13 protein-coding genes and 2 pseudogenes are annotated in these 14,124 nt (G+C 72.3%); 6 read left to right on the forward strand and 9 right to left on the reverse strand.

Annotated elements, in window-relative coordinates; genetic code table 11:
• Positions 1-9: 9 nt before the first annotated feature.
• The 5 genes from P3L51_RS09475 to argC form a co-directional block, all read right to left on the reverse strand.
• On the reverse strand, positions 10-597 hold the full coding sequence (locus P3L51_RS09475; RefSeq protein WP_354604661.1) for an arginine repressor: 588 nt from the start codon (positions 595-597) through the stop codon (positions 10-12).
• A 7-nt stretch (positions 598-604) separates the two neighbouring features.
• Entirely contained in the window at positions 605-1,819 is a 1,215-nt protein-coding gene (locus tag P3L51_RS09480; RefSeq protein ID WP_354604662.1) for an acetylornithine transaminase, read from the reverse strand.
• Positions 1,816-2,742, reverse strand: a complete 927-nt coding sequence (argB, locus tag P3L51_RS09485; RefSeq protein WP_354604663.1) for an acetylglutamate kinase — start codon at positions 2,740-2,742, stop codon at positions 1,816-1,818. The genes P3L51_RS09480 and argB overlap by 4 nt, the downstream gene beginning before the upstream one ends.
• On the reverse strand, positions 2,739-3,920 hold the full coding sequence (gene argJ, locus P3L51_RS09490) for a bifunctional glutamate N-acetyltransferase/amino-acid acetyltransferase ArgJ (RefSeq protein WP_354604664.1): 1,182 nt from the start codon (positions 3,918-3,920) through the stop codon (positions 2,739-2,741). Before argJ ends, argB begins: the two co-directional genes overlap by 4 nt.
• A 61-nt stretch (positions 3,921-3,981) precedes the next feature.
• Positions 3,982-5,010, reverse strand: a complete 1,029-nt coding sequence (argC, locus tag P3L51_RS09495; RefSeq protein ID WP_354604665.1) for an N-acetyl-gamma-glutamyl-phosphate reductase — start codon at positions 5,008-5,010, stop codon at positions 3,982-3,984.
• A 352-nt stretch (positions 5,011-5,362) separates the two neighbouring features.
• On the opposite strand from argC, the gene P3L51_RS09500 reads away from it, so the two are divergent.
• The 3 genes and pseudogenes from P3L51_RS09500 to P3L51_RS09510 all read left to right on the forward strand — a co-directional run.
• Complete coding sequence (locus P3L51_RS09500) at positions 5,363-6,472, forward strand: DUF6183 family protein (RefSeq protein WP_354604666.1); 1,110 nt, start codon at positions 5,363-5,365, stop codon at positions 6,470-6,472.
• Positions 6,473-6,704: 232 nt separating this feature from the next.
• On the forward strand, positions 6,705-8,087 hold the full coding sequence (locus P3L51_RS09505; protein WP_354604667.1) for a hypothetical protein: 1,383 nt from the start codon (positions 6,705-6,707) through the stop codon (positions 8,085-8,087).
• A gap of 193 nt (positions 8,088-8,280) precedes the next feature.
• Positions 8,281-8,482 (forward strand): annotated as a pseudogene (locus P3L51_RS09510) (SDR family NAD(P)-dependent oxidoreductase); the annotation flags it as partial.
• A 206-nt stretch (positions 8,483-8,688) separates the two neighbouring features.
• On the opposite strand, the gene P3L51_RS09515 reads toward P3L51_RS09510, so the two are convergent.
• On the reverse strand, positions 8,689-9,717 hold the full coding sequence (locus P3L51_RS09515) for a GlxA family transcriptional regulator (protein WP_354604690.1): 1,029 nt from the start codon (positions 9,715-9,717) through the stop codon (positions 8,689-8,691).
• Complete coding sequence (locus P3L51_RS09520) at positions 9,714-10,361, reverse strand: HD domain-containing protein (protein WP_354604691.1); 648 nt, start codon at positions 10,359-10,361, stop codon at positions 9,714-9,716. Before P3L51_RS09520 ends, P3L51_RS09515 begins: the two co-directional genes overlap by 4 nt.
• Positions 10,362-10,646: 285 nt before the next feature.
• Between P3L51_RS09520 and P3L51_RS09525 the strand changes: the two genes are divergently transcribed.
• From P3L51_RS09525 to P3L51_RS09535, 3 genes and pseudogenes are all read left to right on the forward strand, one after another.
• On the forward strand, positions 10,647-11,000 hold the full coding sequence (locus tag P3L51_RS09525) for a YciI family protein (protein WP_354604669.1): 354 nt from the start codon (positions 10,647-10,649) through the stop codon (positions 10,998-11,000).
• A pseudogene (locus tag P3L51_RS09530) lies at positions 11,000-11,464 on the forward strand (sigma factor); the annotation flags it as partial. The gene P3L51_RS09525 and the pseudogene P3L51_RS09530, both read left to right, overlap by 1 nt.
• Before the next feature lie 119 nt (positions 11,465-11,583).
• Complete coding sequence (locus tag P3L51_RS09535) at positions 11,584-12,561, forward strand: SDR family NAD(P)-dependent oxidoreductase (RefSeq protein ID WP_354604670.1); 978 nt, start codon at positions 11,584-11,586, stop codon at positions 12,559-12,561.
• A gap of 376 nt (positions 12,562-12,937) precedes the next feature.
• Here the strand turns inward: P3L51_RS09535 and P3L51_RS09540 are convergent, their stop codons facing one another.
• Positions 12,938-13,513 (reverse strand): histidine phosphatase family protein, encoded by a 576-nt coding sequence (locus P3L51_RS09540; RefSeq protein ID WP_354604671.1) that lies wholly within the window; start codon positions 13,511-13,513, stop codon positions 12,938-12,940.
• Positions 13,514-13,544: 31 nt separating this feature from the next.
• Entirely contained in the window at positions 13,545-13,988 is a 444-nt protein-coding gene (locus P3L51_RS09545; RefSeq protein WP_354604672.1) for a GNAT family N-acetyltransferase, read from the reverse strand.
• Between the last annotated feature and the right edge of the window lie 136 nt (positions 13,989-14,124).

The raw sequence follows: 14,124 nt of genomic DNA on the forward strand, positions 1-14,124 counted from the left end.
GCCTCGCGGTCAGCTGTCCTTCTGGGCCAGCCGCAGCAGATGGTCCGCCAGCGCCTGCCCGCCCGCCGGGTCGCGGCTGATCAGCAGCAGCGTGTCGTCACCGGCGATGGTGCCGAGGATCGGCCGGAGTTCGGCCTGGTCGATGGCCGAGGCGAGGAACTGGGCGGCGCCCGGCGGCGTACGGAGCACCACGAGGTTGGCGGAGGCCTCGGCGGAGATGAGCAGTTCGCCGGAGAGGCGCCGCATCCGCTCCTCCTTCGCCGACTCGCCGAGCGGGGCGTGCGGGGTGCGGTAGCCGCCCTCGCTGGGGACCGCGTAGATCAGCTCGCCGCCGGTGTTACGGATCTTCACGGCGCCCAGTTCGTCCAGGTCGCGCGAGAGCGTCGCCTGGGTGACGTTCAGACCGTCGTCGGCGAGGAGCTTGGCGAGCTGGCTCTGGCTGCGGACCGGCAACCGGTTGAGGATGTCCACGATCCGGCGGTGCCGCGCCGTGCGCGTCTGCGGGACGGAGGGGCCGATGTGCTCGGCCGCGCCGCTCGTCCCGTTCGCGCCGTCCGTGTCGATCCCGTTGTGCTCGGGTGCCTGCGCCTCGGTCATCGTCGTCTCATTCCCCGGTTCGTCCGTCCCCGTTGGTCCCGTGGGCGGTGTCGAGGATGCCGGGCAGGGCCCGGAGGAACGTTTCCACATCGTCGTCGCCGATGATCAGCGGTGGCATGAGCCGTACGACATCGGGAGCGGGCGCGTTCACCAGGAGACCGGCATCCTGAGCCGCCTGCTGCACCTGTGGCGCGAGCGACTCGGTGAGCACGATACCCAGCAGCAGCCCCGCGCCACGGACGTGGGAGACCAGCGGGTGTCCGAGCGCCTCGATTCCGCCGCGCAGCTTCTCCCCCAGCCGCTTCACCGTGTCGAGCGCGCCGTCCGCGCCGAGCGTGTCCAGGACCGCGAGCCCGGCGGCGCAGGCGACCGGGTTGCCGCCGAAGGTCGTACCGTGCTGACCGGGCTTGAGCAGGTCCGCCGCCGGGCCGAACGCGAGCGTCGCGGCGAGCGGCAGGCCGCCGCCGAGACCCTTGGCGAGGGTGACGACGTCGGGCTCGACGCTCTGGTGCGCCTGGTACTCGAACCAGTGCCCGGTCCGCCCGATCCCCGTCTGGACCTCGTCGAGCACCAGGAGGGTGCCCGTCGCGCGGGTGATCTCCCTGGCCGCTTCGAGATAGCCCCGGGGCGGGACGACCACGCCGTTCTCCCCCTGGATCGGCTCGATGATCAGCAGCGCGGTCTCCTCGGTGACGGCGGCCCTGAGCGCGTCGACGTCTCCGTACGGAACATGCGTGACATCGCCGGGCAGCGGCAGGAAGGGCTCCCGCTTGGCCTGCTGTCCGGTGAGCGCGAGCGCGCCCATCGTGCGGCCGTGGAAGCCGCCGTCGGTGGCGACCATGTGGCCGCGGCCGGTGAGCCGGCCGATCTTGAACGCGGCTTCGTTCGCCTCGGCGCCCGAGTTGCAGAAGAAGACGCGGCCGGGGCGGTCGGCGAGGTCGATGAGCCGTTCGGCGAGGGCGACGGGCGGCTGGGCCACGTACAGGTTCGACACGTGCCCGAGGGAGGCGACCTGCCGGGAGACCGCCTCGATCACGGCGGGGTGCGCGTGGCCGAGGGCGTTCACGGCGATGCCGGCGACGAAGTCGATGTACGCGGTGCCGTCGGCGTCCCAGACGGTGGCGCCGGCGCCGCGTACGAGGGAGAGCTTCGGGGTGCCGTAGTTGTCGGCCATCACGTGCTGCCAGCGCCGCGTGAGCTCCTGGTTGCCGTCGTCGGTCATGCTGCTCCCCCTGCCGTGGTCTGCGGTGTGCCTGCGGTCCCGTCGGGGACGACCATCGTGCCGATGCCCTCGTCGGTGAAGATCTCCAGCAGGATCGAGTGTTGTACGCGGCCGTCGAGCACACGGGCGGTGTTGACCCCGTTGCGGACGGCGAACAGACAGCCCTCCATCTTCGGCACCATGCCGCTGGACAGCTCGGGCAGAAGCTTCTCCAGCTCGGTCGCCGTGAGCCTGCTGATCACGTCGTCGTTGTTCGGCCAGTCCTCGTACAGGCCCTCGACGTCGGTGAGGACCATCAGGGTCTCGGCCCCGAGCGCCGCGGCGAGGGCGGCCGCCGCGGTGTCGGCGTTGACGTTGTAGACGTGTCCGTCGTCGGCGCTGCGCGCGATGGAGGAGATGACCGGGATACGGCCGTCGGCGAGCAGCGCCTCGATGGCACCCGGGTCGATCGCGGTGATCTCGCCGACGCGGCCGATGTCGACCAACTCGCCGTCGATACGCGGCCGGTGCCGGGTCGCCGAGATGGTGTGCGCGTCCTCGCCGGTCATGCCGACGGCGAGCGGGCCGTGCTGGTTGAGCAGCCCGACGAGCTCGCGCTGGACCTGGCCGGCGAGCACCATCCGTACGACGTCCATCGCCTCGGGCGTGGTGACCCGCAGTCCGGCCTTGAACTCGCTGACCAGCCCGTGCCGGTCGAGCTGCGCGCTGATCTGGGGGCCGCCGCCGTGCACGACGACCGGCTTGAGGCCGGCCTGGCGCAGGAAGACGACGTCCTGGGCGAAGGCGGCCTTGAGGTCCTCGTCCACCATGGCGTTGCCGCCGAACTTGATGACGACAACCTTGCCGTTGTGGCGGGTCAGCCAGGGCAGCGCCTCGATGAGGATCTGCGCCTTGGGCAGCGCGGTGTGCTTGCGCGCGCTCATGAGCTGTACGCGCTGTTCTCGTGGACGTAGTCGGCGGTGAGGTCGTTGGTCCAGATGACGGCCGACTCGGTGCCGGCGGCGAGGTCGGCGGTGATGCGGACCTCCCGGAAGCGCATGTCGACGAGGTCGCGGTCCTCGCCGACGGAGCCGTTCTCGCAGACCCAGATGTCGTTGATGGCGACGTTGAGCCGGTCGGGGTCGAAGGCGGCGGAGGTGGTGCCGATGGCGGAGAGCACCCGGCCCCAATTGGGGTCCTCGCCGTGCAGTGCGCACTTGAGGAGGTTGTTGCGGGCGATGGAGCGGCCCACCTCGACGGCGTCGTCCTCGGTCACCGCGTTGATCACCTCGACGCGGATGTCCTTGCTGGCGCCTTCGGCGTCGCCGATGAGCTGGCGGCCGAGGTCGTCGCAGACGGTGCGGACGGCTTCCGCGAACTCCTCGTATCCGGGCGTCACTCGGGAGGCGCCGGAGGCGAGCAGCAGCACGGTGTCGTTGGTGGACATGCAGCCGTCGGAGTCGACCCGGTCGAAGGTGGTGCGGGTGGCGGCGCGCAGGGCCGAGTCGAGGGCGGCGCTGTCGACGTCGGCGTCGGTGGTGAGTACGACGAGCATGGTGGCGAGGCCGGGGGCGAGCATGCCCGCGCCCTTGGCCATACCGCCGACGGTCCAGCCGTCGCCGCCCGCGACGGCCGTCTTGTGCACGCTGTCGGTGGTCTTGATGGCGATGGCGGCCTTCTCGCCGCCGTGCGGGGAGAGTTCGGCCGCTGCCTTCTCGATGCCGGGCAGGAGTTTGTCCATCGGGAGGTTGATGCCGATGAGCCCGGTGGAGGCGACGGCGACCTCGCCGGAGCTGTGGCCGTCTTCCGGTGCGCCGGGGGCCGTGGAGTTGAGGACCTCCGCGACCTTCTCGGCGGTGGCATGGGTGTCCTGGAAGCCCTTGGGGCCCGTACAGGCGTTGGCGCCACCGGAGTTGAGGACGACGGCGGAGATCCGGCCGCCCTTGACGACCTGCTCCGACCAGAGGACGGGGGCGGCCTTGACGCGGTTGGAGGTGAAGACGCCCGCGGCGGCGCGGCGCGGACCGGTGTTGACCACGAGGGCCAGGTCCGGGGTGCCGCTGTCCTTGATCCCGGCGGTGATGCCCGCCGCCGTGAATCCGCCTGCTGCCGTGACGCTCACTGCATCTCCTTGGTCGGCTCGGTCGTGGTCTCGTTCGTCCCGTGTCCGTGCGGGGGCCGGCTCACGGTGCGACGCCGGTGGTGGGGAGCCCGGTCTCCTCGGGCAGCCCGAGGGCGATGTTCATGCTCTGGACGGCGCCGCCGGCCGTGCCCTTGGTGAGGTTGTCGATGGCGCTGATGGCGATGACGCGGCGGGCGTTCTCGTCGAGGACGACCTGGACCTGTACGGCGTTGGAGCCGTACACGGACGCGGTCGCCGGCCACTGGCCCTCGGGCAGCAGCTGGAGGAACGGCTCGTCGGCGAAGGCCTTCTCGTACGCGTCGCGTACGTCCGCCGCGGTGACGTCCGGCCGCGCCTTGGCGGAGCAGGTGGCGAGGATGCCGCGCGACATGGGCGCGAGGGTGGGGGTGAAGGAGACGCCGACGCGCTCCCCCGCCGCCGCGCTGAGGTTCTGGATCATCTCGGGGGTGTGCCGGTGGCCGCCGCCGACGCCGTACGGGCTCATCGAGCCCATGACCTCGGAGCCGAGCAGATGCGGCTTGGCGGCCTTGCCCGCGCCGGACGTGCCGGTGGCGGCGGTGATGACGGCCTCGGGCTCGACGAGCCCCGCGCCGTACGCGGGGAAGAGCGCGAGCGAGACGGCCGTCGGGTAGCAGCCGGGCACCGCGACACGCCTGGAACCCTCCAACGCGGCGCGGTTGCCCGGAAGTTCGGGGAGGCCGTAGGGCCAGGTGCCGGCGTGGGCGGAGCCGTAGAAGGCCTCCCAGTCGGCGGCATCCTTCAGCCGGAAGTCCGCGCCCATGTCGACGACGAGAACGTCGTCCCCGAGCTGCTCGGCGACGGCCGCGGACTGCCCGTGCGGCAACGCGAGAAAGACCACGTCGTGCCCGGCGAGCACGTCGGGGGTGGTCGGCTCAAGGACGCGATCGGCCAGGGGCCCGAGGTGCGGCTGGAGCGCACCGAGGAGCTGACCCGCGTTGGAGTTCCCGGTGAGGGCGCCGATCTCGACGCCGGGGTGCCCCAGGAGCAGCCGGAGCACTTCCCCGCCGGCATATCCACTGGCTCCCGCCACCGCTGCACGTACTGCCATCGAAGCCCTCCTCGTCGATGGCATGACTATACGTAGCATCGCAGCTTTATGCAATGACGTATCGCCTTCACGTAACAGGGAGATTACGGCAGGTGGGGAGGCGCGCCGTGGGCGGGTGTGGGGTGCCGTCGGCCGGGGCCGGTCGACGGAGCCCCCTGCCGGGCAGGGCGGGGGGGCCGGGCTCCCGTCAGGCTCGGGGCGCGTACGTCTGTGTGCGGTACGACGGCGGTCCGCCGCCCGTGCCGTCCTCGTCGCGATCGGCGCGGCCCTCGCGCTCCCGATGCCGCGCGGGGCCCTGGGGCCGTACCGTCCGGCGGCCTGGCGCCGACCGTGCGGAAATAGGGTGACGGCCGTGGACGACGACATGGACGACCTCGGCCGGCTCGTACGGGGCCAGGCCGAACAGCGGGCCGCGCGCGGAGACGTTCTCTTCGTGCGTGAGCTGGGCGTACGGCTGGCCGAGCGGCACGCGGCGGCGGGGGAGCGAATGCGCGCGTACGAGAGCCAGTTGGCCCTGGTGGTGCGCATACTCGCCCTCACGCCCGGCCGCGACAGTCTGGAGCAACTGCTCCGGCTCCTCGGTGAGAGGAACATGGCGGGGCGCGGCGTCATGCCGCGGTTCGTCGCCTCACTCATGGCGGAGCACCAGCGGGTCGCCGACCTGGCGGCCGTCGTCTTCGACCGCGGCGAGCGGGACCGGCTGGACGATCTGCGGGCCTGTCTCGTCCACGAGTTGGTGCTGCGTGGCGTGGATGTCGACACGTTCCACGAGGTTCGCTCCTGGCTGCGCGGACGACCCGGTTGGCATCCTCTCGCCTGGCTGCCGGTGGGGCGCCGCGACCTTGAGGTGGGCGTCGGCTTTCCCACCCGCGGGATGGACAACTCCGCCTCCGGCGGGTCGACCGGAGTGCCGGCCGAGGGCCGCATGGACCCGCCGACACCTCGTACGGCCGAGCGGTCCGCCCTTCGGGACATCGCGACCATCGACGTGTACGAGACCATCGTCGCCGCTGCGCAGGCGGGCGGCTGGGGTGACTGCGCGGCCTGGGTCTTCCTGCCGGACGAGCCGGTCGCGCCCGACCGGGTGCCCGCTCTGCTGCCGACGCTGCCGATGCCTTGTGTCGACGTGGGGCCCACGGGCCGCTTCGAGATCGCCGTCCGCCCGGTGGACGCGATCTGGCGGCTGCTCTTCGGTGTCGCGTCGATGGGCGGCATGGGCGGCTCGGGAGTTCACGGCGCCTACGGCCGGTTGTGGGCGTGGAAGTCGATGGCGGGCCTCTGCGGCGCCCCGGCGAACGCCAGTTGGGAGGAGGTCGAACGCCGGGCCCGGCAGACCGCGTGGTACCACTTCGAGGCCGACGCGGAGTGGTTCCGCAACGACATCCACGCCGACTTCGGGATAGCCGCGCTCTCTCCCGACGGCCGGCGGATCGCCGTGCTCGCGGCGACGGACACCGACTAGGTCGTGTCTTCAAAGTAGCGCCGTCCGCCCGCAGGGCGGGGCCCGGGGCGTCTGGTGCGGTGCATCGCAAGGCGGAGGAGGGGGACAACGCGGAGCGTTGGCGACCGACGACAACGCGGCGGGCGTGCGTGCCAGGGACCGCGAGCCCGGCAAGATCCGAACGACAGGACCTGGGGCCGTGGCCGATCGACCCCATCGGGCTTGCAGGACAGACATGTTGGAGGCAGGGACATTGACGACCCATCACGCGGTCCAGGGGCTGGCCGGCAATCCGGCGGCGCCCGCCGGCGTACTGCTGCGGCTGCTGGCGCTGAACGACCAGTGGATCGCGCAGCGGCTCTCGTGGCGCGAGAAGCTGCCCGACGAGGTGGCCGAGGCCATGCTCAACCACCCCGACCGCCGGGTGCGCCACAGCATCGCCGAGAGCTGGACGGTCGACCCCGAGCTGCGCGCACGGCTCCTCGACGGCCCCGCGTCGGACGCCCTCGCGGTGGCGTGCGGCCCGATGCCGTACGGGATCGCGGTGCCGCCGCTGCCGGACCGGGCGTACGAGCGACTGCTGAGCCATGAACGCGACATGGTGCGGTACGAGACGCTCAACTCGGCCGGCGTGCCCGAGCACGTTCTGATACCGCTCGCCGGGCACCCGGACCGGCTGTTCCGGCTGGCGGCCTGCCGCCGTGTCTGGCACGCGCTCGCCGACGACGTGCGCGCCTCACTCCTCGACGACGCGGACCCGGAGGTACGCCGAACCGCCTCGTTGTGGGTGATGCACGAGGACGAGGAGTGTACGACCGAACTCGTCGAAGCTCTCGCGGACACCTGGCAGTCGCAGGAGGTGGTGGAGCGCGGCAAGCTCGGGCGGGCCGTGGCCGAGCGGCTGCTGGCCGGGGAAGTAGGGCTCCCGTGGCTCGCGCGCAACCCCACCCTTCCCGCCGATCTCGCGTCCCCGCTCGCCCACCACGAGGATCCCGCCGTGCGGCTCGCGTTCTCCGCCCGTCCCGAACTGTCCGAGGAGGAACGCGGGGCGGTCGACTGGGAGATCGGCCCCGAGGACCGGTTGGACACGCTGCGGTGGGTCTGGGACGCCCGTGCGGAGCCGGATGTCCTGCGCCGCTGCGCGACGTCCACGCACACGTGGCTGCGGCGCAGCGCAGCCGTGTGCCGGGAGTTGCCCGAGGACTGCGTCGAACTGCTCGCGGGCGACGAGGACTTCGCCGTCCGGCTGCTGCTCGCCGAGCGCCATCCGAAGGCTCCGCCGGAGCTGCTGCTCGATCTGTATCTGCACGGTACGCACCGGGCCGTCGCCATGCTGATCGTCAAGCCGCAGTTCCCCCTGACCGGCCTCGCGGCGCGTTTCGGGGAGGCGACGGACCCGCGGACCCGCGCACTGGCCCTGCGTGATCCGGAGGCGACGCCCGAACTCGTGGAACGGCTGAGCCGGGCCCCGGAGATGAGAGTGCGGGAGGCCGCGGCGCGGGACGCGCGACTGTCGGTGGAGCGCGTGGTGGAACTGCTGGAGGATCCGGACCTGGGGTCGGCCGCGGCCTGCAATCCGGTGCTGCCTGTCGCGGAGATGACGGCGCTTCTGGACAGGGCCGGGGTGCCGGGGTGAACCCGGGGCGGCGCTGCCCGCAGCGCCCGTACGACGTCCGGGGCGGGCCCGCCCCTCGGCCGTGACCCGCGCCGGGCCTGCCCACCGGCGTCCGGGTGCCGAGCAGCGCGAGGCGTTCGGCGTCCTCGGTGCCGGCAGTCCCGGGAGTAGCGGACGGATGGCCGGCCACGCCGCTCTGCCGGAAGGTGGAGGCATGACAACGACACTGATCACCGGAGCGAGCAAGGGGCTGGGTTTCGAGACCGCTCGGCGACTCGTCGCCGCAGGCCACACCGTCCATGTGGGCAGCCGGGACCCGGAGCCGGGCCGCCGGGCCGCCGAGCGGCTGGGCGCGCTGCCGGTCGTCCTCGATGTCACCGACGAAGCGTCCGTCGCCGCCGCGGCGAAGACCGTGACGGTCGAGGAGGGCGCGGAGATCATCGTCAGGATGGCCCAGCTGGGTCCGGACGGGCCGACGGGCGGCTACTTCGACGTGTCGGGTCCGCAGCCCTGGTGACCGAGGCCCGGCCGGGGTGAGCAGGTCGTCCGTCGTGTCGCTCGGCGGCGCGGGAGAGCTGCCCGCCGCCGGGCGGCCGGTTCTGTCGGTGCGCCGGGCCGGGGCTCACGGACTCCTGACCGGCGCGGCGGGCGTCGTCGTACGGAATCGGGCCCGGTAGGCGGTCGGGGCGATGCCGAAAGCCTGCTGGAAGACGCGCCGCATCGTCTCGGAGGAGCCGAAGCCGGACGCCTCCGCCACCGTGTCCACGGAGTCGTCGCCCGACTCCAGGAGGACCTGGGCGGCTTCCAGCCGTACGGATTCGAGGTACTGGCCGGGCGTTCTGCCGGTCTCGCCCCGAAAGAGCCTGCTGAGGTGGCGGGCGCTGACGCCGACACCGTCCGCCAGGGAGTCCAGGCTGTGCGGGGCGGCGGGGTCGGCGCCGACGGCGTCCATCACCCGCCGTATCACCGGGTGCTTCGCCGTACGCGGTGCCAGGCGTGCGCTGAACTGCGACTGCCCGCCGGGGCGGGCCATGAAGACCACCAGTTCGCGGGCGACATCGCGCGCCACCCCGGCGCCGTGGTCGTCCTCGACCAGGGAGAGCGCGAGGTCGATACCGGCCGTGACGCCGGCGGACGTGACGACGTCGCCGTCCCGCACGAACACCGGGTCCGTCTCGACCCGCACCCGTGGGTACGCGGTGGCGAGCTGCGCCGCCAGCCTCCAGTGCGTCGCGGCGCGCCGCCCGTCCAGCGTGCCCGTCTCCGCCAGGACGAACGCGCCGGCGCACACCGAGGTGATCCGCCGTGCGCGGCCCAGCAGTTCGCCGACGAGCGCGATGAGCAGCCGGTCGGCGACCGCGCGCCGCCAGTCGCTCCGGCCGGGCACCACAAGCGTGTGCAGCCGGGCGGGCAGCGTCGGCAGGCCGCCGTCCACGCCGATCCGCAACCCCGAGGACGTGGTCACGTCCGCGCCGTCCGGGGAAACGATCCGTACGTCGTATCGCGCGCCGAACATGTTGGCCGTGGTGAACACCTCGGCGGGGCCCGTCACATCGAGGAGCTGCACCCCGTCGAAGGCGACCACGGCCACGACGGCGGGCGCGGGGACGGGGCCGGGGGCGGAAGCGGAAGCGGAGTCGGCGGCGGTCATTCGGGCCACGGAGAGTTCAGGATCGTACGCACGAAGTCGCCGCGCTCGAAGCCGGGCACGTAGTGGGCGAGTACATCGGCCTTGACGTTGCCGAAGGTGGTCTCCGGCTTGTGCCGGACTCCGTCCGTGAACGCGCCCAGAATGCGCTGCTTGAAGCCGGGACGCGGGTGCAGAGCGACGATGTCGGCCCGGTCGTCCTCGCTGATGTCGTGGTAGCCGATACCGAGGACGTCGTACTCGACGCCCGCCGTCACCAGCGCCACCTCCGGCTCCATGAACTCGGGCACGCCCGGGGTCGTGTGCAGGGCGATGGCGGTCCACACCCGCCGGATGCTGTCCTCGGGCACCTGGTGCGCCCGGAGGAAGCGGCGCGCCTCGTCGGCGCTGTCCACCTCGAAGCGCCGCCCGCTGCCGTGGAAGGGCTCGCCCAGGCCCAGATCGTGGAACATGGCCCCGATGTAGAGGAGTTCGGGGTCGAAGCCGAGGTCCCGGTTGCGCCCCTGGAGGCTGCCGAAGAAGTAGACGCGGCGCGAGTGGTCGTAGATCAGCTCGCTCACGGTGTCGCGTACGAGCTCGGTCGCCGCCCGCGCGAGCTTCGTGTCGGGTACGGGCACGCCCGCCGGTACGGAGAGGTCGTCGGTCATCGTCATCACCTGGTCCTTCGGGTCGCTGGTCCTCTCCAGTCTCCTGAGCCACGGACCGGTGTGCCATGGCCACAGGGCCGGATGACCCACAGATACGGACACCTCCCGGACGGGGGGAGGCCCGTGTCCGTCGCTCCGGGGGGCCGGAACCGAGAAATATCCGGCCGGATCTCCTCCGCGTGTCGATCCGCGCGGGGCCCGTTCGTATGGACGGTGAGAGGCCGGCACGACAACCGACACCCACGTCGGCACCGGCACCGCCCCCGCACCGAGGAGGAACCAGAAATGAAGCAGTATCTGCTCAGCGTGATCCAGCCCGTCGGGGAGCCGCCCGCCCCCGAGAAGCTGGCCGAGATCACCCGCGACCTCGAAGCGTTCCACGAGGAGCTGAAGGCCGCGGGCGCCTGGGTCTTCGCCGGCGGGCTGCACTCACCGAGCACCGCCACCGTCGTACGGGTCAAGGGCGGCGACGTGCTCATGACCGACGGGCCGTACACCGAGAGCAAGGAGTTCCTCGGCGGAATCTGCGTCGTGCGGGCGCCCGATCTGGACGCGGCGCTCGCATGGGGCGCCAAGGCCACGCGGGCGACGACGCTCCCCATCGAGGTGCGGCCGTTCTTCGGCGAGACCGACGGCTGATGCCCGATACCCCGGACGGCTCCCGGGACGGCTCCCCGGCCGCGTCGGCGACGGAGGCGCTCTCCCGGTCCGAGATCGGACGCGCCTTCCGTACGGAGTACGGCCGGGCGGTGTCCGTCCTGGTCCGCGTCTTCGGCGACATCGACGTCGCCGAGGAGGCGGTCCAGGACGCGTTCGCCGCGGCGCTCCAGCACTGGCCCGCCACCGGACTTCCGCCGAGCCCGGCCGGCTGGATCATCACCACGGCGCGTCACAAGGCCGTCGACCGGCTCCGCAGGGAAGCCTCCCGCGCGGACCGATACGCGCAGGCCGCGCTCCTGCACGCCCCCGACGAACCGGCCGAGGAGGGCCCCGTGCGCGACGACCGGCTCCGGCTGATCTTCACCTGCTGCCATCCCGCACTCGCCCCCGCTGCCCGCGTCGCCCTGACCCTGCGGCTGCTGGGCGGGCTCACCACCGCCGAGCGCGACTTCCTGCGCCGCCGGACGAACGAACACCCGATGGACGAACGCCCGGGCGGTCCGGCGCACCCCCAGGAGTGAGCGCTTGACTTCGAGAACACTCCAATACGTACCGTCGCATCATGACTACTCCTCAGCACAAGATCGGTTCAGGCTTCGGAGCGGCGAGCACCGCCGAGGAGGTTCTGCGGGGTGTGGACCTCGGCGGGAAGCTCGCGGTCGTCACGGGCGGTTACTCGGGCCTGGGGCTGGAGACGACACGCGCGCTGGCTCACGCGGGCGCCCACGTGGTGGTGCCCGCCAGGCGGCCCGCCGTCGCAAAGGAAGCCCTCGCGGGGATCGAGGGAGCGGCGGGAAAGGTCGAGGTCGACGAGTTGGACCTCGGTGACCTGGACAGCGTCCGGGCCTTCGCCGAGAGGTTCCTCGCCTCCGGACGCGGCATCGACATCATGATCAACAACGCCGGGATCATGGCGTGCCCGGAGACCCGCGTCGGACCGGGCTGGGAGGCCCAGTTCGCGACGAACCACCTCGGCCACTACGCGCTCGTCAACCGCCTCTGGCCCGCGATCGAGCCCGGCGGCGCGCGTGTCGTCTCGGTGTCCTCGGGCGGCCACCGCCACTCCCCCATTCGCTGGGACGACGTGCGGTTCGAGCGGGGTTACGACAAGTGGCAGGCGTACGGCCAGGCGAAGACCGCCAACGTGCTGTTCGCCGTGCGTCTCGACGCGCTCGGCAAGGACGCCGGCGTACGGGCCTTCTCGCTGCACCCCGGTGGCATCCTCACGCCGCTCCAGCGTCACCTTCCCAAGGAGGAGATGGTCGCCTTCGGGTGGATCGACGAGGAGGGCAACCCGCTGAACACCTCGTTCAAGACCCCCGAGCAGGGCGCCGCCACACAGGTGTGGGCGGCGACCTCGCCTCAGTTGGCGGGCGCGGGCGGTGTGTACTGCGAGGACTGCGACATCGCCGAAACCGCCGACGAGGCCGACTCCAAGGGCGGCGTACGCACGTACGCGACGGACCCGGAGCAGGCGGCGCGGCTCTGGACGCTCTCCGCCGAACTCACGGGCGTGGACGCGTTCGCGACGGCCGGCTGAGCGGTTCGCCGGGGCGGGCGGAACAGACGGCGCGGCACGCGGCCGGGCGGAACAGACGGCGGGGGACGCGGCCGGGCGGCTCACAGCCCGGGCAGGTTCTCCCGTACGTACCGCTCCGCCCGCACCGCGCCGCGCCGCCCGGCGTCCACATCCGACGTCCACGCCCGGCGTACGTCCACGCCTTCGGCGCGGGACCGTGCGACGTGGTCGCGGGTGGACTCGGTGGCCGGCCGAGGATGTCGGCTTCCTCGAAGTGGTCCACGGTCGCGCCCGATTCGGCGGCATGCCGGCCGAGGGCGCGGCGGAGTGTCGACCTGCCGACTCCGGGCCTGGTCATCCCCTGGTCATCCGTGCGGTCCCACACGGGGATCAGGTGTCAGACGCGGGCGTCGAGGCGCAGGCTCCAGCGGCCGGGGCCGCCCATCAGAGTGACCGTGGACAGCGGGCGGACGTCCACGTTCCAGAAGGTCGGAGCTGGGGCGTGCAGGGCGTAGACGAGCGCCGCCCTGATGACCGCCGGTTCGGCGACGGCGACGATGGCGCCGATGTCGTCGGCGGGCCGCGTGTCCAGCCAGCCCCCTATCCGGGAGATGAACGCCAGCAACGGCTCTCCGCCGTGCGGGGCCGCGCGCGGGTCGGCGAGCCACGCGTCCACGGCGGCCGGTTCACGGGCGGCGACGTCCGCGAAGGTGCAGCCGCGCCAGCGGCCCATGTCGCAGTCCCTGAGGGCCGGCTGGACGAGGGGCGCGTAGCCGAGAGCCGCCCCGGTGGCGCGGCTGCGCGCGGTGGGCGAGCAGTAGCGCAGATCGGCGGCGGCCAGCGGCACGAGCGCGTGCGCGACGAGCTGCACCTCGTGCCAGCCGGCCTGGTCGAGGGGACGGTCGTCGTCGAAACGCTCGGCAAGTGGGGCTGAGCTGCGCGCGGCGGCGACCAACGTGACCCGAACACTCATGCCGGGATCGTGAGCCCGAAAGCCGCACAGGTCAAGAGGGGGACTGAAGGTCCAGAGTCATCCACATCAAGGGGTTTTCGAGCGACTTGAACCCCACCTTCTCGTAGACGCCGTGGGCATCCTCCGTGGCCAGCATCATCCGGCGCAGTCCCAGCGGGGCGAAGTGGTCGCGTGCGGCGACGACCAGTTCGGTGCCGAGTCCCTTGCCGCGGGCGACGGGGTCGACGTACACGTCGCAGAGCCAGGCGAAGGTGGCGTGGTCGGTGACGACGCGGGCGTACGCGACCTGTTCGCCCGAGGCGGTGTCGTAGACGCCGAAGTTGAGCGATCCGGCGATCGCCCTGTCCTGGACGTCGCGTCCCCGGCCGAGCGCCCAGTACGCGTCCGTCGACAGCCAGCGGTGGATCCGCTCCGCGTCGAGGCGTGCGGGGTCGGTCGAGATGTCGTACGCGGCGGAGGTCGTCGTCTCGGTCATGGCTGAAGGCTGCCAGGTGGCGGACCCGTTGTCAGTGGCGGGTGCCACCATCGGGACATCGGCTCGGTGTCCACCCGACCCCGCCGACCGCCAACCGCAGACACCTACACCGACGCAGACACCGACGCCGACCAAT

This window comes from Streptomyces panacea (assembly GCF_040560175.1).
Lineage (GTDB): Bacteria > Actinomycetota > Actinomycetes > Streptomycetales > Streptomycetaceae > Streptomyces > Streptomyces panacea.